Annotated in this window: 15 protein-coding genes and 2 other RNA genes; 8 read left to right on the top strand and 9 right to left on the bottom strand. The window is 62.0% G+C overall.

Translation table 11 applies throughout. The annotated features are described in order from the left end of the window. The first annotated feature begins 3 nt into the window (after window positions 1-3). Complete coding sequence (locus tag ACEPP2_RS05300) at window positions 4-558, top strand: GNAT family N-acetyltransferase (protein WP_395516168.1); 555 nt, start codon at window positions 4-6, stop codon at window positions 556-558. On the opposite strand, the gene ACEPP2_RS05295 is transcribed toward ACEPP2_RS05300, so the two are convergent. From ACEPP2_RS05295 to ACEPP2_RS05275, 5 genes are all read right to left on the bottom strand, one after another. Then, a complete protein-coding gene (locus tag ACEPP2_RS05295; RefSeq protein WP_395516007.1) occupies window positions 559-2,253 on the bottom strand; it encodes a Do family serine endopeptidase in 1,695 nt (564 codons plus the stop codon). 176 nt (window positions 2,254-2,429) lie between these two features. Beyond that, entirely contained in the window at window positions 2,430-3,404 is a 975-nt protein-coding gene (gene hflC / locus ACEPP2_RS05290) for a protease modulator HflC (RefSeq protein WP_395516006.1), read from the bottom strand. Then, window positions 3,401-4,504: an FtsH protease activity modulator HflK gene (hflK, locus tag ACEPP2_RS05285; protein ID WP_142587890.1), complete on the bottom strand. Its 1,104-nt coding sequence runs from the start codon at window positions 4,502-4,504 to the stop codon at window positions 3,401-3,403. Before hflK ends, hflC begins: the two co-directional genes overlap by 4 nt. Before the next feature lie 131 nt (window positions 4,505-4,635). Continuing rightward, window positions 4,636-5,163: a dihydrofolate reductase gene (locus tag ACEPP2_RS05280; RefSeq protein WP_281976890.1), complete on the bottom strand. Its 528-nt coding sequence runs from the start codon at window positions 5,161-5,163 to the stop codon at window positions 4,636-4,638. Then, window positions 5,160-5,954 (bottom strand): thymidylate synthase, encoded by a 795-nt coding sequence (locus tag ACEPP2_RS05275; protein ID WP_281976889.1) that lies wholly within the window; start codon window positions 5,952-5,954, stop codon window positions 5,160-5,162. Before ACEPP2_RS05275 ends, ACEPP2_RS05280 begins: the two co-directional genes overlap by 4 nt. Window positions 5,955-7,036: 1,082 nt before the next feature. Here ACEPP2_RS05275 and ACEPP2_RS05270 point away from each other — a divergent pair. The 6 genes from ACEPP2_RS05270 (at window position 7,037) to ACEPP2_RS05245 (ending at window position 9,456) form a co-directional block, all read left to right on the top strand. Continuing rightward, the gene (locus tag ACEPP2_RS05270; RefSeq protein ID WP_395516005.1) at window positions 7,037-7,336 is read left to right on the top strand and encodes a hypothetical protein; all 300 of its coding nucleotides are present in this window, start codon (window positions 7,037-7,039) and stop codon (window positions 7,334-7,336) included. A gap of 203 nt (window positions 7,337-7,539) precedes the next feature. Then, window positions 7,540-7,897, top strand: a transfer-messenger RNA (tmRNA) gene (ssrA, locus tag ACEPP2_RS05265). Window positions 7,898-7,990: 93 nt separating this feature from the next. Next, window positions 7,991-8,323: a transfer-messenger RNA gene (gene ssrA, locus ACEPP2_RS05260) on the top strand. A 116-nt stretch (window positions 8,324-8,439) separates the two neighbouring features. Beyond that, window positions 8,440-8,946, top strand: a complete 507-nt coding sequence (locus ACEPP2_RS05255) for an SspB family protein (RefSeq protein ID WP_077546582.1) — start codon at window positions 8,440-8,442, stop codon at window positions 8,944-8,946. 12 nt (window positions 8,947-8,958) lie between these two features. Then, window positions 8,959-9,153, top strand: coding sequence for a DUF4169 family protein (locus ACEPP2_RS05250; protein WP_077546583.1), 195 nt, complete (start codon window positions 8,959-8,961; stop codon window positions 9,151-9,153). Window positions 9,154-9,228: 75 nt separating this feature from the next. Next, the gene (locus ACEPP2_RS05245) at window positions 9,229-9,456 is read left to right on the top strand and encodes a ribbon-helix-helix domain-containing protein (protein ID WP_077546584.1); all 228 of its coding nucleotides are present in this window, start codon (window positions 9,229-9,231) and stop codon (window positions 9,454-9,456) included. A gap of 3 nt (window positions 9,457-9,459) precedes the next feature. On the opposite strand, the gene ACEPP2_RS05240 is transcribed toward ACEPP2_RS05245, so the two are convergent. From ACEPP2_RS05240 to ACEPP2_RS05225, 4 genes are all read right to left on the bottom strand, one after another. Next, window positions 9,460-13,182 carry an AsmA family protein gene (locus ACEPP2_RS05240; protein WP_395516004.1) on the bottom strand — a complete coding sequence of 1,241 codons (3,723 nt, stop codon included), beginning with the start codon at window positions 13,180-13,182 and terminating at the stop codon, window positions 9,460-9,462. 76 nt (window positions 13,183-13,258) lie between these two features. After that, window positions 13,259-14,680: an FAD-binding oxidoreductase gene (locus tag ACEPP2_RS05235; protein ID WP_077546586.1), complete on the bottom strand. Its 1,422-nt coding sequence runs from the start codon at window positions 14,678-14,680 to the stop codon at window positions 13,259-13,261. A 120-nt stretch (window positions 14,681-14,800) separates the two neighbouring features. Next, window positions 14,801-17,965, bottom strand: coding sequence for an efflux RND transporter permease subunit (locus ACEPP2_RS05230; protein WP_395516003.1), 3,165 nt, complete (start codon window positions 17,963-17,965; stop codon window positions 14,801-14,803). Beyond that, window positions 17,962-19,128 (bottom strand): efflux RND transporter periplasmic adaptor subunit, encoded by a 1,167-nt coding sequence (locus tag ACEPP2_RS05225; RefSeq protein WP_395516002.1) that lies wholly within the window; start codon window positions 19,126-19,128, stop codon window positions 17,962-17,964. The genes ACEPP2_RS05230 and ACEPP2_RS05225 overlap by 4 nt, the downstream gene beginning before the upstream one ends. A 276-nt stretch (window positions 19,129-19,404) precedes the next feature. Between ACEPP2_RS05225 and ACEPP2_RS05220 the strand changes: the two genes are divergently transcribed. Then, window positions 19,405-21,903, top strand: coding sequence for an ATP-dependent helicase (locus ACEPP2_RS05220; protein WP_395516001.1), 2,499 nt, complete (start codon window positions 19,405-19,407; stop codon window positions 21,901-21,903). Window positions 21,904-21,905 lie beyond the last annotated feature (2 nt).

Raw genomic sequence — 21,905 nt, 5'->3', positions numbered from 1 at the left:
CCGCTGATCATCCTCGAGACACCGCGGCTTCGCGTTCGCAGTTGGGTGGATAGCGACCGTGACCTTTTCCGTGAGATCAATGCCGACCCCAAGGTCATGGAATTCTTCCCCTTCCGCCGCAGCCATCAGGAATCGGACGCGCTTCTCGACAAGCTCAACGGCTCGATCCGGAATACCGGCCTCGGCTTCTATGCCCTGGAACTGAAGAACTCCGATGAGCCGATCGGCTTCTGCGGCCTCTCCCACCCCAATATGCCTGAGATCTTTCCGGCCGAGACGGTGGAGATCGGCTGGCGGCTGGCCACACGCTTCTGGGGCAACGGCTATGTGACGGAAGCCGCCCGCGCCTTGATGGACTTCGCGTTCAACGAGAAGGCTATCCCTGCCCTGCTTGCCTTCGCTGTCGAAGCGAACCATCGGTCCACGGCGGTGATGAAGCGAATCGGCATGCGCCCGTGGCCGCAGATGGATTTCGACCATCCGCGCGTGCCGGATACGCATCCCCATCTCAAGCGGCACGTCGTCTATGCCGCCACGGCGGGCTCTCTCGGACGCTGACTACTCGAGCGGTACGGCCACGAAGCGCAGTGCGCCAGTCGGATCGGCGATCATCAGGTGGACGTTGCGCCGCCCTTCCGCCTTCAGGGCATCGATCCGATCCGTCACCGCCGTCGGGCTGTCGACGAAGTCCTGTGCGACCTCCACGATCACATCACCCCGCTTCAGGCCCTTGACCGCCGCTGCCGATCCATCTTGGACATCCGTTATCACGACACCTTCGACGCTATCGTCGATACCAAACTCGGCTCGCCTCTCGTCGTCGAGCGGCGCGATCGTCATGCCGAGGGCGACTGCAGGACCTTGCTCGGCCTCTCCATTCTGATCCTCACCCTGCTCCCCACCGTCGGGCATCGGCTCCTCACCTTCGGGAGTGACGCCTTCCTCGGCATCCTCGGCCGAAGGACTGTCCTCCAGCCGTCCAAGCGTGACCTTAACCGTCTCTTCCTTGCCGTCCCGCAGAACCGTTACATCGACGGCCTTGCCAACGGGGCTTTCAGCCACCACACGCGGCAGGTCGCGCATCTCCCGCACGGGCACGCCGTCAAACGTCAGAATCACGTCGCCCGCCCGGATCGAACCGTCATCGACCGGGCCGCCCTTGACCACGCCGGAGACCAGCGCGCCGCGCACGCTGTCCAGCCCCAGGCTTTCCGCCACCTCATCGGTCACCGGCTGTATCCGCACGCCGAGCCAGCCGCGCCGCGTTTCGCCGAACTCGATCAGCTGGTTGACGATGTTCTGCGCAAGCTCCGTAGGCACGGCGAAACCGATGCCGATCGACCCGCCCGACGGGGAGATGATCGCGGTATTGATGCCGATCACTTCACCTTTCATGTTGAAGAGCGGTCCACCGGAATTGCCCTTGTTGATGGCGGCATCAGTCTGGATGAAGTTGTCATAGGGCCCGGCGTTGATGTTGCGGCCTCGCGCCGAGATGATGCCCACGGTCACCGATCCGCCAAGCCCGAAGGGGTTGCCGATCGCCATCACCCAGTCACCGATCCGCATATGGCGCGAATCGCCGAAACGGACCGCCTTGAGCGGCGCGGGCGGCTCTACCTTCAGGACCGAGAGATCGGTCTTGGGGTCGGTCCCGACCAGGGCCGCCTTCAGCTTGCTGCCGTCAGGGAAGACCACCTCGATGTCGTCTGCATCCTCGATGACGTGGTTGTTGGTGACGACGAAGCCGGAGGGGTCGATAACGAAACCGGAACCGAGCGAATTGACCTTCTGATTCCCCCCCTGGCTCCCATCGCCGTCGAAGAACTCATCGAAGAACTCTTCGAATGGCGAACCATCCGGCGTCTGCGGTGCCTGGGGTCCTGCCCCCGCGCCCCCGACGCTCTGCGAGGTCGATATGTTCACCACGGCATCCAAGAGACCCTCGGCCAGATCGGCGACGGAGGCCGGACCCGAGCCTATCGCTGGCCCTGTCGTGGGCGAGGTCGTGACGGTCGGCGCCCCAGTCGGCGGCGCGGGCAGCATCGCGTCCGGCGCAAGGTTCTGTGCTTCTCGTTGAGGCGTTTCCTGTGCAGACGGGGGAGCGACTTCCTGCGCTGGGGTGCCATTCTGTGGCGGCTGCGGTGCATCGGCTGGCGGGCTGCTTGTCTGCGCCTGCGCCCCCGCGGCAATAGCAATAATGCCGACCGCTGCGACGGAACGTTTCAACGACCATAGAACCGATTGAGCCATCGGGCCCCCCTTGTATCGAATGTCCTGACTGAGGCTATGCCGCCACAGCACGTCCTGCTGACTTTCCCCGCAAGATAGGGCGGATTGAAGACCGAAGAAATTGCCTTTTTCGTGAGACATGCAGGCAGCAGGAACGATGCTCGAATGAAAAGAGGCGGCCGGAGCCGCCTCTTGCATCAACCGCCATTTGCAGGTGCCGCAGGAACACCTGGCGAAGCCCCCGCCGCAGCGGGCGGAGCCGTCGGTGTCTGGCTGGAGACACCAGCAGAGCCCCCTTGCGAATTGTTCAGGTACTTGAAGAACTCCGAATCTGGCGACAGGACCATGGTCGTGCCCTGATCGGCGATGGAGGCGACATAGGCCCGCATCGACCGGTAGAATTCGAAAAAGCCAGGATCGCGACCGAATGCCTCGCCGAAAATCCTCGTGCGTTCGGCATCGCCTTCGCCTCGGATGATTTCGGAGTCTCGCTGGGCAGCGGAGACAATCTCCACCACCTGACGGTCGGCGATCGCGCGCCGTGTCTGGCCCAGTTCGTTACCCCGGGCACGGATCAGTTCGGCTTCGGCAAGACGCTCGGCCTTCATCCGCTCGAAGGTCTGCTGCGAAACTTCCTGGGTGAGATCGGTGCGCCGAATACGGACATCGCGGACTGCAAGACCCAGCGACTCGGCCGCATCGCGCAGCTGCGCATTGACTTCCTGCATCATCTGCGAACGTTCGTCCGACAGGGCTGCATCGAAATTGCGCAGACCATAGACACGGCGAAGCGCGGCGTCGAGACGGGTGCGCAGACGGGCTTCGGCAGCCTCACGGTCGCCGGAAACCGTTTCGCGGAACCGCCGGGGATCGCTGATCTGGTAGACCACGAACGCGTCAACCTCGTAGAAGGCACCGCCGCGGACCTGGACGCGGATGTCGTCGAGATCGAAGCGAAGCGCCCGGTCCTCAACATACTGCACCCGGTCGGCGTCCATGAAGGCGAAGGGCAGTTTGAAGTACAGGCCAGGCTCCGCCTTTACGTCCTGAATCTCACCGAAGCGGACAACGATAGCCTGCTCCCGCTCGTTCACCACGAAGACGGACGAGTAAATGAGGAAGAGCAGAACCGCGATACCGATCAAAATAGCTGGGAGGCGATTGGAACTCATCGGTTATCCCCCTGCTGGCTGCTGCCACGGTTCAGTTCGTTGAGGGGCAGGTACGGAACGACGCCCTGCCGCTCATCCATGATGATCTTGTTGGAATTCTTCAGGACCGTCTCCATGGTCTCAAGGAAGATACGCTGGCGCGTGACCTCAGGGGCGGTGGCATATTCGTCATAGATGGAGATGAAGCGCTGCGCCTCACCCTGTGCCTCGTTCACGACGCGATCCTTGTAGGCTGCCGCCTCTTCGCGGATCTGCGCGGCTTGACCGCGAGCCTGACCCAGTTGCTGGTTGGCGTACTGGTTGGCCTCTTCGACGAAACGGTCCTCATCCTGCTCGGCCCGCTGCACTTCTTCGAAGGCATCGGCGACTTCGCGCGGCGGGGCTGCATCTTCGATCGGTACGGCATTGATGGAGATGCCGGAACCGTAGGTGTCCATCGTCCCCTGAATGATCGCGCGGACCTCGGTCGAAATGTCCTCACGATTGTCGCGGAAGATATCCTGCGCCGGGCGGCGACCGACCACCTCGCGCATGGCGCTCTCGGCGACCTGCTGCAATGTGGCGGAAGGGCTTTCCAGGTTGAAAAGATACGCCTTGGGATCACTGACCGTATAGAGCACCGAGAACTGCACGTTCACGATGTTCTGGTCCCCAGACAACATGAGGCCAGCGGAGGATTGGGCGCTGCCTGCAGCACCAATATTCTGCTGCTGCTCGGTGACCTTGACGATCTCGACGGTCTCGAAGGGCCAGAAATGGAAATGCAGGCCGGGCATGGAGATTTCTTCCTTCGGCTTGCCGAAGCGAAGTTCCACGCCGCGCTCATCCGGCTGAACGGTATAGACGGACTGGATCGCCAGGAACGCAACGATCGCGAGGACGACGAAGACCGCAGCCCCGCCGTTGAAGCCACCGGGGACGATCCCGCGAAGACGGTCCTGGCTGCGGCGGATCAGGTCTTCCAGATCCGGAGGACCACCACTTCCGCTTCCGCCACCGCCCCGAGGACGGTTCGAACCACCGCCACCCCATGGGCCCTGATTATTGCCGCCGCCGCCGCCCCACGGGCCGCCGCCGCCATTCTGATTGCTCCAGGGCATCAAAACCTCTTTGTTTGCCACTCCCAAATACGTGGAAGCGCAGCTCCCTCGTCCTGCCCCCGTTATAGGGAGGCGGGCCGGTGCTTTCAACGACGCGTCAATAACTTCGGGGTGTTTGGTAACGAAATGTTTCAGTTTGTCGCGGGGCGACGGCGATAGATCGCAAAACGGGTGGGATAGTCGTCTCGCTCACCCGCCGGAACGAGCGTCTCCTCGACCTTCTTGAATACAGCGGGATCGATAGGTGGAAAGAACGTGTCTCCGTCCGGAACGGCAATCTCGACATGTGTGACATAGAGCACGTCGACGAGGTCCATCACCTGCCGGTAGACCTCGCCACCACCGATCACGCAGACTTCTGCAGCACCGGTCTCGGCAGCAACTTCCTGGGCCTTGGCCAAAGCCTTCTCCACGCCGTCAACTGTTACAGCACCTTGCACGCTGAAATCGCGGTTCCGGGTAATGATGACATGGGGGCGTCCAGGCAACGGCGTGCCGCCGAAGGATTCCAGCGTCTTTCGACCGAGCACGATGGGCTTGCCGATGGTCAGCTCCTTGAAGCGCCTCAGGTCTGTCGAGAGCTTCCAGGGCATGCCGCCATCGCGGCCGATGACGCCATTCTGAGCGACCGCGACGACGATGGAGACGGGAACAGTCATACCGCGATCGGTGCCTTGATGCTGGGATCGGCCACGTAGTTCTCCAGCGTAAAATCCTCGTAGCGGAAGGCGAAGAGATCCTTCCCTGCCGGATTGATGCGCATGGTCGGCAAGGGCTTCGGGGTTCGCGTCAGTTGCAGTTCTGCCTGCTCGAAGTGGTTCCTGTAGAGATGCGCGTCGCCAAGTGTGTGGACGAAATCGCCCGGCTTCAGCCCTGTCACCTGCGCCATCATCATGGTCAGGAGCGCATAGGACGGGATGTTGAAGGGCACGCCGAGGAATATGTCGGCGGACCGCTGGTAGAGTTGGCAGGAGAGCCGGCCGTCCGCCACGTAGAACTGGAACAGGCAGTGGCAGGGCGGAAGCGCCATCTCGTCAACCAGCGCCGGGTTCCACGCCGAAACGATGTGGCGGCGGGAGTTCGGGTTGGTCTTCAGTGATTCGATCACATTGGCGATCTGGTCGATATGGCCACCGTCGGGCGCCGGCCACGATCGCCACTGGGCACCGTAGACCGGCCCGAGATCGCCATTCTGGTCGGCCCATTCATCCCATATGGTGACGCCGTTTTCCCTCAGATAGGCGATGTTGGTATCGCCGCGCAGGAACCAGAGCAATTCGTGGATGATCGACCGCAAGTGCAGCTTCTTCGTCGTCAGGACGGGAAAGCCCTCCTCGAGGTCGAAGCGCATCTGGTAGCCGAAGACGGAGCGCGTGCCCGTGCCGGTGCGGTCTCCACGGTCGGTGCCGTGGTCCATCACATGTCGGAGAAGGTCGAGATATTGCCGCATGATTTCATTGCCACTCTGTTCGGCCGGCATCCTACAGGCCGCAGCATCCGGAACCAAGCGCCGAGAGGACATCCGGGACGTCTATCCCCCGAAGTTAGAGTACCTGCATCCGAACGGGTCGAGGATGCGATCTATTCGAGTTAGCACCCCTTTTCACGGCGTATGGAAATCCCTATATCTGCCTTGCCGGGCTTCGGTCCGGCTATGGCGATAAACGGTCGATGAAATAAGCCTATTGGACCCGGGGGCGTTATATCACATTCGGCTCGAAGTTAGTCGACACGTTAGAGAGCTACGGTGATCAGGCTGAAGCTGCGCGTTTTTAATTTAACGCCGTAGCTGCTTCAGCCTGATGGAGCACCAGGATAGTGGGTCCAATCACTTTAGCTTCCTCGATCTCAACTTTCGCTCCCTTGATCGGGAGTTAGTCCCGCTCCTTTGCTGCGCTTGATTTAGTGCCTCTTCCACAAGCTCCAAATTATCGATCCAACGAACTTCAACCTGATTGAGGAATGCGACCTGCTTTCTTCACCTCCGCTGACAATTCATATCGAGCCTCACGTTCTTGACGCGATACCTCTCCGCAGCTCAACCTAGCTGTAGAAATTTCATCCCCACGGAACGTAATCTACAGTATTTTTTCCTCCTTAGCGCCATCAGAGTCAGCACCTCCACAACTAGTATTTTCGAAATATAACAATTGAACATAAAGCAACGTATAGCGGGATGGTGGACGCATCGCCACGCTCCCAATCTTTTTGACTTAGGACCTATACACATAACTTTTACTAATCTACATAATGCCATTTATAAAATAGGGTATATACTTTAAGTGAAGATTTAGAGAAAAAATTAAATTTGCAATTAAAAAATTCAAACCTTTGTGCGTAATGGTTTCATGCCGAAAAATCCGAGTGCGGTTCCACCTACATTTAAAGTAAGAGCTCTTTAGAACAGCTTTCTAAATTTTGTCTTCTTTGAGCGGCAGATTACGAAATAGCTTTACTATTTCTGAGAGCAATGTTAGCATTCAAGCGACTGTTTTCGTTGCTCTCTTTTACCCTTCGGATTAGCTGAGGGAGATGGCTTCTGATTATCCACGGAATTTATTTAAAGCTGCACGAGCCGCGCTGAATATGAACAGCAGGCAATTCGCTGCACTTGCCAAGGTCAGCACATCCACTTTGTCGATGGCTGAAAATCCGTCGATCTACGTCAAGACCAACACAATCGAGAAAATTGGATTGGCGCTTGAAAGTATGGGTATTGAATTTATTCCGCCCCAGCATGGTCGTGGACCAGGCTTTACCATAGCCGAAGAATCCCTAGCTCGTGATGCTGAGCCCGCGGCTATCTCAGGCGCGGATCTTACCGACGATTAGATGATCGAAAAACACTTTCATCGCCGGATTGGGGGTGCACTGAACACTGCTTCCAAGCCGTCCGCCGGAACTCACCGCGGGAGCATTTAGTGGCCAGACACGACTTGCAGCTAGCCCGTCCGGATTAGCAGCAGAGCGGAACTTGATCGCCTCGTCCGCTGTAGGAAGGAGAAGCCAAGCTCCTTCTCTTTCTGCCAAAATAGTCTCTTGAACAAGCCGACTACGCCCCTTATGTTAATGATGCTTCGAAAGAAGCTATGGCGCTAAACCGTTTGTGCAATAGATGTGCAGGACGCGGCTTCGAAGCCGCCGCCTCCACCAGGAGATGTTGAAGGCAACATTTGCTGATGGGGGCGAAATGGGATCGACTGGCATTGAAAGACAAAAACTGTGCTCGGCATGATACCACCGTTATCGGGTCAAAAGTGTAGTTGCAAACGACAACAACGCTAAGGAATACGCTCTCGCTGCCTAATGGCGGTGTGGGAATTCCGATCTAAGTCCTTACGGTTAGCCCCGTAAGGCGGGGTTCGGAGGTACCTGGCAACAGAAACCTCCACCTAATCCCTCGGACCTTCAGTCTCATCAAGAACCAGAACCCTAGCCTGCGCACATCGGTCATCTTGGCTTCTGTGGGCTAAATTTAGTCGACAACATGTTGATCAAAGGCCGCGGTGAGCAGGCGTTTGGTTGTGGGCTAAGTTGCTGCTTCGTCATATAAGGTTCGGTACCCGGCGCCTCCACCAAAAACCGGTCTACCGAGACGACCGGCTTCTGATGGGGGCGAAATAGGATCGACAAGGGTGTAAAGATCGAACTTTTGCTCGGCATGATACCGCCGTTATCGGGTCACAATAGTAGTTGCAAACGACAACTATGCGGAAGCTCGTCTCGCTGCCTAATGGCGGTGTGACACTTCAAATCAAGTCCTAAGGGGTCGCACTCTTAGGCGGGGTCCGAAGGCACCTGGCAACAGAAGCCTTCACCTTCTCCCTTTTTGCGAAATTATATACACTGGCCATCAAGCGGGCGCTTTTCCGCGTATGGCTGGCATGGCATAAGGATGCTTCGAGAAAGCATTCAGAACTGAGAGACAGAACCGCATGGGGCAGGATCATATCCGCTACGATATCTTGGCGCAGGACGCATTGCGCGGTGTTATCCGCAAGGTGCTGAGCGAAGTCGCTGCCACGGGTCGGCTGCCAGGCGACCACCACTTCTTCATCACGTTCCTGACCGGCGCCCCGGGCGTTCGCATTTCGCAGCATCTCAAGACGAAATATCCCGAGCAGATGACCATCGTCATCCAGCACCAGTTCTGGGACCTGAAGATATCCGACACCCAGTTCGAGATCGGCCTGTCCTTCTCTGATACGCCGGAGCGGCTGGTGGTCCCGTTCAATGCGATTCGAGGCTTCTATGATCCGTCGGTGAATTTTGAACTCGAGTTCGAGGTGCCGTTGGCGGAAGAGGACGAGAACTCCTCGGCCGAGATCACTGCCATTCCCGTTGAGAGTGCCGCAAGGCATGACGCCGTCGAACAGGCGGAAGGGGAGGAAAAGAAGCCGGCATCAGTCGTGTCGCTCGATTCCTTCCGAAAGAAGCAATAGGGTTGCCGGGCCATGAGCGGTGACGTCGTCAATCTGCGCCAGGCCCGGAAGGCGAAGCAGCGCCTGGAAAAGGAGAGGCAGGCCGATCAGAACCGCCTCACCTTTGGTCGCAGCAAGACGGAAAAGACACTGACGAAGGCGCTGAACCGCAAGGCCGAGCGCTCCCTTGACCAGGGACGACTGGAAAAGCAGGACGATCGGGACTGAGCCGCGCACTCCGAAGACGCGAGGTCGTTCGGACGCCCAGCAGGGTATGACCTTTGCTTTCGACAGGAGGCGCCGGTGATCCGCAAGCATTCTGCAACACTGCATGGCCACCGTACCAGTTTCTCCCTCGAGGACGAATTCTGGGAGGAGCTGAAACGCATCGCCGCGGAACGTGATCTCAGCATCGCCGGCCTCATTGCCTCGATCGACGATGCCAGAGCGCCGGACAGCAATCTGTCGTCTGCGCTGCGGCTGCATGTCCTTCGATGGCACCAGGAAAAAAACGCATCCGACCTTCGTTGAGTGCTATTGCTCGACGCCGGGCAGGCTCTGGAACACGGGCGACTCTAGGGGTGCGCCGCCGGGAGCGATCAGTTCCTGGACGGGAGGTACGGTCAGAGCCGGTGGCGCCTCCTCCGCCCTTCGCGCCGCCGCCTCCGCCTCCCTGGCCTCCGCTTCGGCTCGCTCCCGCTCCGCCCTTGCGGCCGCCTCCGCGCGTTGCCGTTCCTCTTCCTCGCGTCGCGCCCGCTCTTCCGCCTCGGCCCTTTCCCGCGCTGCCTGGCGCTCCGCCTCCAGGAAGCGATAAAGTGCCACCTCGCGCCGGAGCCGCTGTTTCTCAAGCACGCTCGCCTGCAGCATCTCCACGCGACGACGCTCGCGCTCGAATGCCCGTAGCGACAGGAAGTTGGTCAGCGGTGCGACGTCGAAGTCGACCGACGGATTCTCAAGATCGCCGGAGTAGAGCCAGCGGACCATTGGCTCGCCTCCGGCCAGCCCCTCGTCGCCCGGCTCGTAGGCAATTGAAAATTCGCCACGCAGAGCCTGCTCGAGGAGATCAACCCTCACCTCGCCACTGATCCTGCCGTTGCCGGTATTGGCCGTGACGTTCTGCGCCCTCGCCTCCCCATCCGTAATGGTGAAGGGAATTACGACATCGGGAAACATGGCTTGGCCTCGGCGAACGAACTGCTCCGCCAGCGGACGTATCCTCTCCTCCGTCACCTCCCCCTCCAGCTTGTCGACCTCTTCAAGGAGTGGCGGCAGCGCTTCAGGATCAAGGCGGTTGATGGTGAGCGGTGCGATGGTGATCTCGCCGGAACCGTTGAGCGCGCCCAACAGGTCAGCGGGCGTTTTTCCGGTGGACTCGGCTGCCACCAGCCCACTGAACCGGCCGGTGGCCACGGGCCCGTCCTGGCCGTCCCAGACGAGCGCGGCAAGGTCGGCATCCTCCACAGTGAACCTTGTCTGGAAGATCCCCGTGCCTTCACCATTGTTGATCGCGAGACGCCCGCCGATCTTCCCCCCCTGCCACGTGCCCGCAGCATTCTCGATCGCGATCCCGCCATTGCGATGTTCGACCAAGGCCGAGAAGTCGCGGATATCGCCCATCATGCCTGGACGGAACGTCGCGGTTCGGACCTTCAGGCGGGCTTCGCTCGGCCCGAAGATCGGCATAGAGAAAGGCTTTTCCGAAAGCTCCCCCGTCTGAGGGTCCTGAACCGGCCCGTAGACTGCCTCGGCGAGCCAGGCGAGGTCGAGGCTGTCGGCGGCCAGGTCCCCGCTGAGCATCGTGACGGAGGAGGATCGATCTAGGGTCAGAGTGTCGCTGGCAACCCGGTTCCCACCGATCTCACCGGCGAACTTGTCCAGGCGGACTGTTTCGGGAGAGATGCTGATCTCCGTCGACATCGTGGTAGGCAAGCCCGTGCCGAACTGCGGAATCCCGATGCCGGTCATCAGCAGGTACGGCTCCACATCTTCCGAGCGCAGGGTGAGGCGACCTTGGCCTGTGCCAAATGCCGAAGAACTCAGTTCCACCTCGCCTTCCCCATCAAACTGCGTCCGGTCCGTCGAAAAGGACAGCTTTGCCACTGAGGGCTGATCGCCTTCCTGGCGAAGATCCAGCGACACCCGCGCCGGCCCGTCATCGCCGAACGGCAGAGGGTCGAGGCCCAGTTGCCCGAGGAGCACCGCTGTCTGGTCGTTCTCCAACTGCACGGAAAGCGAACCCTGACGGCTGCCGGTCAGGTTGAACACCGTTGGCAGTGCCAGTTCGGCGTTCACGGCGCTTCCATTGCTGGTTCCCGTCACCTGCGCCGAAAGCCCTGCCGTGTCCCCGCCGACGCGAATGTCGGCAGCGAGTTCCGTGTCGTCGAACCATCTGCTGTTTTCCGCAAGCCGGTCGAGCATCGGATGCCTTGGAAGGCGATTGTGCAGCATCGCGATGAACCCGGCAGCCTCACCGACCCGCATCCTCATCGATCCGCTTCCGCTGTAATCCAGCAACGAGCCTTGAAGCTGCCCCTGCGCCTCCATCGACGCACCTGCCAGATCACCCACCGTCAGTCGTTCCAGCGCCAGTTCGCCTTCCGAGAGCGTGAAGATCGTCTCGACATCCCGGGCGCCGACGCCGAAGGCGGTGAACCGCTCGGCCTTCAGACTTGCCCCGATGGAATGGTCCAGAACATCCTCCCCGGCATCATTACCGGTGATCAGCGAGCCGAGTGCGCGCATGGCGTCGAGATCGATCTCGTTGCCGGCGAGATCGACGCTCAGCGAGGGAACCGTCTCGGCCGGCGCATGCCGCTCAATGCTGCCGCGGAGGCTTGCCGGCCCGACGGCCAGTTCCAGATTGATGAACCGCTGCAACTCCTGTGTCAGGTTGACAGTTGCCGAAAAGCCGGTCGTTTTCAGTTGCCGGATCGCCGGATCCACGGAGCCGGATAGCCAGGCGGCCAAGCCGGACGGCTGGTTGGACGCGACGAGCATGTCTCCGACGAAGGAGACATCATCCGCCAACGTGAGCGCACCCTTGGCCTCCACCTGCGTGCGGCCGGGGAAGGTTGCGGCGAAACTGTCGACCGTCCAGCCCGTTCCTGCCGGGCGGACGTCGATGCGGATGTCGCGTACGGTGGTATCATTGGCAACGACGGCGGGCAGGCTGAGGCTTGCGCGCCCCGGGACCTGCGGGATCGGAATCTGCGCGGCGACATCGATCACGGCCTGGATCCGCCGCTGCGCCGAAGCCGCCGCATCCCGTCCCGTCTTCGCACGCTCGCCCTCACCCAGCCGATTGACGTCGATCTGCTGGCCGTCGGCCGTCAGCAGGAATTCCGGGGCCTCGCCCGTGTCGAGCGTCGCCTCGCCGGTCACCACGTAGGGATTGTTGAGTGGTCCCACTTCAAGTCGGTAGTCCGGTATCCTGATGCGCTCGTTGGTGAGCTCGAAGCTACCCTTCAGCCGTGGGCCGGGCGGTGGCGCCTCCACCGGCTCGCTCTCATCCTCCTCCTCCAGGGCGTTCATCGCAAAGCGCCCGTTATAGGCTGGCCGATCCTCGGCGAGAACGACATCCCCGTCGAGCTCGATCGCCGCTGGTACCGCATCGGGAAGGATACGAAGACGCAGTGGCATGGTCCGGCTGGCCGCATCGCCCTCCCCCGTTGCCAGCGTGAATGCCGCCTCCTCGCCATCGAGAGAACCATAGCCCTCGCCGCGCCAGGGACCGGCAAGCGACGCGGCCGAGAGATCCGCGTTGAGGCCGGCAAGCTGGCGCGTCTGGCCGCTCTGTTCATCGATGATGTCGATCGAACCGTTAGTGATGTTGACCCCTTCGATCACCACCGTCCGGAGCGGGATGTCGGCGCGGCTCCCCCGCATCCAGTCGAGCGTTCCGTCGGGCAATATCCGGACCCGCGCCTTCGGCTCCTCGAGCCGCATGTCGAATATCCGCGCCTCGCCGGAAAGGAAGGGCGCAAGTTCCATGTCCATCGAGAACCGTGCGGCGTGGAGTTGCGGCTGACCGTCCCGGTCCTGTCCAACGCGCACATCGTGCAGTGTCACCGATGGGAAAGGCAGGATGCGGGCGTCCACGTCTCCGTGCACAACGACCTTTTTGCCGAGGATGCGGCTTGCCCGCTGCTCGAACTCTACCCGGAAGTCGGTCCAGTCAACGAAGAATGGCGCAAGCAGAGCCGCAAAAAGCGCCACCACGAGAAGACCACCAGCCGTCAGTAGGATGCGTCCGAGCACCGTGCGTCTCTCCCTGCGTTCAGTTACTGACTAGTCCCACCCGGCGGCGGGGCAAGTCAAGGCATTGCGAGCCCGCTCAGCCCTGCACGTTCAGCGCGAAGATCTTGCCGGGATTGAAGATATTGTCCGGGTCAAGGCTCGTCTTGATCGAACGCATCAGATCAACGGCATCGCCAAGCTCCTGCTCAAGGAAGCTCATCTTTCCCTGGCCGATGCCGTGCTCGCCGGTGCATGTGCCGCCCATGGCGAGCGCCCGCGCGTTCAGACGCGCGACAAAGTCCTCGGCACGCGCGACGTCATCGGGGTCCTTGTCGTCGAACAGGATGAGCACATGGAAATTGCCGTCCCCGGCATGCCCGACGATCGGCGCGAGGAACCCGTGTTCGGCGATATCGGCCTGGGTCTCGACGACGCAATCGGCAAGCCGCGATATCGGGACGCAGACATCCGTCGAGAGGCCGTTGAGATGCGGAGCCAGTGCCCGCGACGCCCAGTAGGCATTGTGCCGCGCCTTCCAGAGCCGATTGCGTTCCTCGGCGTCCTGGGTGTAGCTGAAGCTGTCCCCGCCGAACTCGGCCGCGATCTCCGAAAACTGCGCCGACTGCAGCGCCACGGTTTCCTCCGTCCCGTGGAACTCCAGGAACAGTGTCGGCTTCTCGGCGTAGGAGAGGCCGGAATAGCTGTTGCAGGCGCGCATCTGCATCTCGTCGAGCAGTTCGATGCGAGCGACCGGGATTCCCATCTGGATCGTCATGATCACCGCATCGCAGGCCGCCTTGACCGACGGAAACGCGCAGACGCCACCACCGATCTTCTCGGGAATACCCTGCAGGCGGAGCGTGATGGACGTTATCACGCCGAGCGTACCCTCGGAACCGACGAAGAGGCGGGTCAGGTCGTAACCGGCAGACGACTTTCGAGCGCGCTGCGCGGTGCGAATTTCATCGCCATTCGCCGTGACCACGGTCAGCGACAGGACGTTGTCCTTCATCGTGCCGTAGCGGACGGCATTGGTGCCGGAGGCACGCGTTGCCGTCATCCCGCCGATCGAGGCATTGGCGCCCGGATCAATCGGGAAGAACAGGCCAGTGGCGCGGAGTTCTGTATTCAGTTGCTCGCGGGTGACGCCCGGCTCGACCACCACGTCGAGATCCTCGGCATTAATCTCGAGAACCCTGTTCATGCGCGAAAAATCGATGGAGATCCCTCCGTTCGGCGCATTGATATGCCCCTCCAGGGAAGAGCCGGTGCCGAAGGGGATCATTGGCACCCGATGGGCGGCGCAGACCCTGACGACACTCTTTACGTCATCTGCGCTTTCAACGAAGATAACGCCGTCGGGCAGCTGCGCGGGAAGGTAACTGGTGGTGTGGGCATGCTGGTCGCGGAACGCCTGGCCCGTCTGGAAGCGCTCTCCGAAGGACTGCTTGAGGATGCCAAGGACCTTGCCAATCCCCTCCTCGTTCCGGATGCCCGGTCTCACGTCCTTCAGCCCCATGGCGATTTCTCCCGCAAATATGTCCAGTACCGGTTAGGGAACAGATGCGGGTTTGTCCAGAACGGCGAGGCGGCAGACGGTTCGATGCGGCGTGGCAATCCCGCCGCATCCGTCCGACGATCATTCCGCTGCAAGCAATGGACGATCGCCATCCTCGTTGGCTTGCCGCTGGGTGGCGTTCACCAGTTCCTGATGCAGCCGCCGCTCCTCATGGACGTGGGGCTTGGAGAAGCGTGCGATCAACAGATAGGCCACGGGCGTTATCAGCAGCGTGACGGACGTCGCGAGCGCGAGCCCGCCGACAATCACCCAGCCGAGTGCGATGCGCGCCTCTGCACCCGCCCCCTGGGCGAGGATCAACGGAACGCCGCCGATGATGGTGGCGATCATCGTCATCATCACGGGACGAAGACGGATGCTGCACGCCCGCTCGATCGCCTCGCGCACGCCAGCGCCCTCGTCGCGCAGCTGGTTGGCAAATTCGACGATCAGGATGCCGTTCTTGGCCATGACGCCGACGAGCAGAACGAGGCCGATCTGGCTGTAGACGTTCAGGCTGGTACCCGTCAGGATCAGCGCGAACACGGCGCAGGCGAGCCCGAGCGGGACCGTCGACATGATGATGAGGGAGGACAGGACGCTTTCAAACTGGGCTGCGAGCACCAGAAAGATGATCGCGATGGCAAAGCCGAAGGTCATCAGCATGCCGGAGGAGTTTTCCTCCAGCGTCGCGGCCTCGGCCAGCGGCATCAGGCGAGCTCCGGCCGGCAGCAGCGGCTCGGCCATCTCCTCGACCGCCTGTAACGCATCGCCGAGCGTCACGCCGTCGCGCAGGTTGCCGGAAAAAGATACGGCCGCCAGCTGCTGTTCGCGGTTGAGCTCGGGGGCCACGGCCCCTTCCTGCAAGGTCGCGATCGTCGACATCGGCACGATCTTTCCGTCAGCCGCCTTGAGGAAGATGTTCTCGAGGTCCGTCGGGTCGTCGATGGGCTGCGTATTGGAGGTGAGCTTGACCGGCAGCGCTTCGCCGTCGACGAAGACATCGACGATGGACCGGCCTTCGAGCAATGCCTGCATGGCAGCTGAAAGCCCGGTGATGTCGATGCCGAGATCGGAGGCGCGCTCGCGGTCGATTGCCACCGAGAGCTGGGCCTGGGTTGGTTCATTCGACAGCCGCGGCGTCTCGAACAGACCACTGTCTTCCATCTTGTAGACGAGCTGGATGGCAGCCTGGGTCAGGCTGGCATGGTCGCTACCGACCATGGCCATCTGCAGACCATTACCGGCCCCGCGGATGCGCAGGCTGTTTGACTGGATGGCAAAGCCGCGAAGTGCCGGCACTGTCTGCGCCGCCGCGTTGATATCCTGGACGATCTCATCCTGGGTTCGCTCGCGTTCATCCCATGGCGCCAGCGTCAGCACCATGAAGCCGCTGTTCGTGTTGCTGCCGAAGCCCGAGATGGAGAAGATGTTGGAAATCTCGCCGGACTCGCGAAGCGGCTGCAGGTTTTCCTCGACGCGCTGCATCTGGTCGCGTGTGTAGTCGAGGCTCACGCCTTCCGGGGCCGAAAGCCGCATCATCACCATCGACCGGTCTTCGCGCGGCGTCAGTTCGCTGCGAACGGAGCCGAAGGCCCCGTAGGCCGCAACTGAGATCAGGACGGAGACGGCAATGACAACCAGCGGCGCATCGAGGCAGCGGCGCAGGATGCCGGCATAGAGGCTCGCGAACTTGTCGCCGATCCAGTAGAGCGGACCGCTTTCGCTTTCCCTGATCGGCTTCGACAACATGCGCGACGCCAGCATCGGACAGAGCGTCAGCGCCGTGACCGATGACAGCGCAACCGCAAATGCAAGTACGAAGCCGAATTCGCGGAACAGCCCACCCATCTGGCCGGGCAGGAAGGAGAGCGGGATGAACACCGCCGCGAGGGTCGCCGTCGTCGCCATGACCGCGAAGAAGACCTGCTGCGTGCCGAGGACGGCGGCCGCCCGGGGCCCCATGCCTTCTGCACGCCGGCGCACGATATTCTCGAGAACCACGATGGCGTCGTCGACGACGAGACCGGTGGCAAGTACGATGGCGAGCAGCGTCAGGATATTGATCGAGAAGCCCACGAGATAGATGGCGACGAGCGTCCCGATCAGTGCAACGGGCATGGTGACGGCGGGGATGAGCGTGGCGCGCCAGTCCCGCAGGAAGAGGAAGATGACGATCAGCACCACTGTGGCGGAAAGCCCGAGCGCGATTTCAACCTCGTGCAGCGCACCTTCGATGAAGACGGCGTCGTCGCTGGTGATGGCGATGCGCGTACCCTCCGGCAAATTCTCCTGCAATTCGGCGACGGCCGCCTTTACGCCGTCGGAAATACTCAGCGTGTTCGACTGCGCCTGGCGGATGATCCCGAGGCCGACCCCCTGGACGCCGTTGGCGCGCAGCACGGTAGAGCCGTCATCGGGACCAAGCGTCACCGTCGCGACGTCACGCAGCCGGATATTATCCTTGATGAGGACGCTCTCGAAATCCTCGGGCGTCGTCAGGTTTGCCGTGGCTCGCACGACGATGTTCTGCCGGTTGCTCTCCAGCGAGCCCGCCGGGACGTCGAGGGCAGCGGTCGAAAGCGCCGTCGAGATATCGCCGACCGTCAGTCCGCGGCCCGCAAGCGCCGCCTGATTGATGTCGACGCGGAAGATCTTCTCCTGATCGCCATAGAGCTCGACGTCGGCGACGCCATCGACGGACGCCAGCCGGTCCGTCACCTCGTTGTCGACGAGCAGCGTCAGGTCTTCCATGGACAGGGTGCTGGAGGTGACGGCAATTCGCATGATTGCCTGGGAGTCCGAATCCGCCTTGATGATGCGCGGTTCGTCGGCATCGTCCGGCAATTGGTTCGTGATGCGGCCAAGTGCGTCGCGTACGTCGTTCGCTGCCACGGCAAGGTCGGCAGTATCGGAGAACTCCATCGTGACCCGGCTGGAGCCGAACTGCGATTCCGACGAGATGGACTTGAGCCCGCTGACGCGCGCCACCGCCCCCTCGATGACCTGGGTCAATTCCTGGTCGATCGTCTGGGGCGAGGCCCCGTCGTAGGAGGTACGAACGGTGATGACCGGCTGGTCGACATCGGGAAGTTCGCGAACCTCGACCCCGAACAGGGCCGCAAGGCCTGCGACGACAAGGAGCGTGTTGAGAACGGCGGCAAGGATCGGCCGGCGGACGAACAGCGCCGTGAAGCTCTGGCCGGGGTCCTGCTGCGAGGGCGTCTGGCTGTCGTGGGACGTCATTGGCTCGCCACCTCCGCAGTCTCCGGCGCTCCGGCAATGCGGACGTCGGCACCTTCACGGACGCGCTGCAGGCCTTCGACCACCACGGCATCGTCGGTTTCCAGCTCGGCATCCACCAGCACGACATCGGGGTTGCGCTGGATGATCCGCACGCGCGTCTTCACGGACTTGCCATCGACGATCTGCCAGACATAGGAGCCTTCGGCATCCCACTGTACCGCCAGCGGATCTACGGCCGGGAAGGTATCGCCGGCGAAGCGCATGCCGACGCTGAAGGCCATGCCGGCGCGCAGTTTGTCGTCCGGATTGTCGATGCGGGCGCGGATGCGGAGCGTCCGGCTTGCCGGATCCACGCGGTTGTCGACAGCGTGGACGACGCCTGTGAAGGCGTCGCCAGGACGGGCAATGGATGTCGCCTCGACCGGATGACCGACGGAGATGGCGGTCGCGAAGCGTTCCGGCGCCCAGAAGTCCACCAGAAGCGAGGAACGGTCATCGATCGTGACAATGGCGGTCTGCGTGGTGACGTTGTCGCCGACATTGGCCGGCACGATCCCTGCCACGCCATCGATCGGCGAGACGATTTCGCGGCGTTTCAGGTTGAGTTCGGCAGTCGAGACTTCGAGCTTCGCCGTCTCCTCGGCGATCTGCGCATCGAGCACGTCGAGCCGCGACACGGAACGCAGGTTGCTGAGCGACTGGGAGCGCTCGGTCGCACTGCGCAGCGCAACCTGCGCCCGGTCTCGCGCAATCACCTGTTCGTCGTCGTCGAGACGGGCCAGCACCTGGCCCTTCGTGACCTTGTCGCCCGCCGACACGAGAATTTCCTCGATAGTGCCCGACGCCTGGGGCATGACGACGACCGACTGGATCGCCTCGCCGCTGCCGATTGCGGCCAATCGGTCGTTAACCGTCCCGGTTGCCACGGGCTCCGTCACGACCACGGTCGCGCGTCCGCCCGGCCCCCTGCCCTGTCCGCCATTCCTGCCCGCGCCGGGAGCCTCCGCGTCCTGAGCCGCCTGCGGCCGCATCGCCGCGACGATCGGCTCGGGCACGCCCATCCTCGCCAGCGTATCGCCGGCTCCGGGCACCATGAAGACCCAGAGACAGAGGGCGACGACGACGACAACGAGACTGAGGAGCAGTTGCTTCCAGATGCGCATTAAGATCTCCGGCGGGAGTAGTACGGATGAATGGCGGCAATATCTATGCCGGCGACTATACATGCAATTCGCGATCGGCATCCTTACGGATTTGTAACATCGTGGGGTTTCACGCAGATGTCAGATCGCGCGTCTGATGCATGCGCTGTACATCCTTGCCCCTCCCCCGCATTTCGCCGGCCATACCTTGATTTTGCCATTGGCTGGTGAAAGGACAGGAATGAAACCAGAACATCTTTTCTGGCCTTTCAGATCCGAATCACTACATTGACCCGCATGAGTAACGTTTTCGACGACATTCCGTTCTTCGACGAGGAACCGGAACCCCGCCGTCCTTCGCAACCGGCGCCACCACCGGCCGCCGCGGGACAGGGATCAGGGCTCGGCATTGCCGCCCGCGCCATGGCCGCGCGCGACCAGAACCGTGCAGCGCCCGACTATCTCTCCGGCCTCAACCCCGAGCAGCGGGAAGCCGTCGAGACGCTGGACGGCCCGGTGCTGGTGCTGGCCGGAGCTGGCACGGGCAAGACGCGCGTGCTGACGACCCGCATCGCCCACATCCTTGCAACGGGCAAGGCTTTTCCGTCCCAGATCCTTGCCGTCACCTTTACCAACAAGGCAGCGCGCGAGATGAAGGAGCGCATCGGCGTCCTCGTCGGCGGTGCCGTGGAAGGCATGCCCTGGCTCGGCACCTTCCACTCGATCGGCGTGAAGCTCCTGCGCCGCCATGCGGAGCTCGCGGGGCTGCGTTCCGACTTCACAATTCTCGATACCGACGACGTGATCCGGCTGATCAAGCAGTTGATCCAGGCAGAGGGCCTGGACGACAAGCGCTGGCCGGCCCGGCAGTTCGCCGGTATGATCGACAACTGGAAGAACAAGGGTCTGACGCCGAAGGACATCCCGGAGGGCGACGCCCGCGCCTTCGCCAATGGCAAGGGCCGCGAACTCTACCGGGCCTACCAGGACCGGCTGAAGACGCTGAACGCCTGCGACTTCGGCGATCTGCTGCTCCATCCGATCGCGATCTTCCGCGACCACCCGGATATCCTGAAGGAGTATCACGCCAAGTTCCGCTACATCCTGGTGGACGAGTATCAGGACACCAACACGGCTCAGTACATGTGGCTGCGGCTCTTGGCCCAGCGACCGAAGGGCGTGCCGCAGAACGTCTGCTGCGTCGGCGACGACGACCAGTCGATCTATGGCTGGCGCGGTGCGGAGGTCGACAACATCCTGCGCTTCGAGAAGGATTTTCTGGGTGCCAGGGTGATCAAGCTCGAGCGCAACTACCGCTCCACCGAGCATATCCTCGGTGCCGCCGGCCACCTGATCGCCCACAACGAGGGGCGCCTCGGCAAGACGCTCTTCACCGACCGCGTGGACCCGGACGACGAGAAGGTGCAGGTACACGCGGCCTGGGATTCCGAAGAGGAAGCCCGCGCCGTCGGCGAGGAGATCGAGAGGCTGCAGCGCGGCGATGCCGACGGAAAACGGCATGCGCTGAACGACATGGCGATCCTGGTGCGCGCCTCCTTCCAGATGCGCGAGTTCGAAGACCGCTTTGTCACGCTCGGCCTCAACTACCGCGTCATCGGCGGTCCGCGCTTCTACGAGCGGCTCGAGATCCGCGACGCCATGGCCTATTTCCGCCTTACCTGCCAGCCGGCCGACGATCTCGCCTTCGAGCGGATCGTCAACACCCCGAAGCGCGGGCTGGGCGACACGACGGTCAGGACGCTCCACGACTATGCCCGTGCCCGCGACATCCCGATGCTGGCTGCCGCGAGCGAAATCATCGAGACGGACGAGCTGAAACCGAAGGCGCGCAAGGCGCTCTTCGACGTGATTCAAAACTTCAGGAACTGGCAGGAACGGCTTGAGAAGATTCCGCATATCGAGCTTGCCGAGCAGATCCTCGAAGAGTCCGGCTATACCGACATGTGGAAGAACGACAAGTCGGCTGAAGCGCCTGGACGGCTGGAAAACCTCAAGGAACTGATCCGCTCCATGGAGCAGTTCGAGTCCATGCGGGGCTTCCTCGAGCATGTCTCGCTGGTCATGGATGCCGAGCAGAACGAGGATCTCGACGCCGTCTCGATCATGACGCTGCACTCCGCCAAGGGGCTGGAATTCGACACCGTCTTCCTGCCCGGCTGGGAGGAAGGTCTCTTTCCGCACCAGCGGGCGCTCGACGAGGGCGGCCGCTCTGGGCTGGAGGAGGAACGCCGCCTCGCCTATGTCGGGATCACCCGCGCCAAGCGCCGCTGCCATATCTGGTTCGTCTCCAACCGACGCATCCACGGGCTCTGGCAATCCACCATGCCCTCGCGCTTCCTCGACGAACTGCCGGCGCATCACGTCGATGTCGCGGCGTCGGACAGCAACTATGGCGGCTATGGCGGGCGCGGCGGCTACGGCCAGTCGCGCTTCGACAAGGCCGATCCCTTCGCCAACACCTATTCCACCCCCGGTTGGAAGCGCGCCCAGGCCAATCAGACGAACGCCACCCGCGACAACTGGGGCACTCGCTCCGGCCACGCGGTGGAGCGCATCGGCTACGGCGAGAGCGGGCCGCGCACCCGTACCATCGAGGGCGAACTGGTGGCGAAATCCGTCGCCGACACGCCCTCGCAATTCACCGTCGGCGACCGAGTCTTCCACATCAAGTTCGGCAACGGCAACATCGCTTCGATCGAAGGCAACAAGCTGACCATCGACTTCGACAAGGCCGGCCAGAAGCGGGTGCTGGAAGGGTTTGTGGAGCGGGTGTGACG

The sequence above is a fragment of the Pseudorhizobium flavum genome, from assembly GCF_044142885.1.
Lineage (GTDB): Bacteria > Pseudomonadota > Alphaproteobacteria > Rhizobiales > Rhizobiaceae > Neorhizobium > Neorhizobium flavum.
The sequence above is the reverse complement of the archived record's forward strand: the minus strand, read 5'-3'. Positions and strand labels throughout refer to the sequence as shown.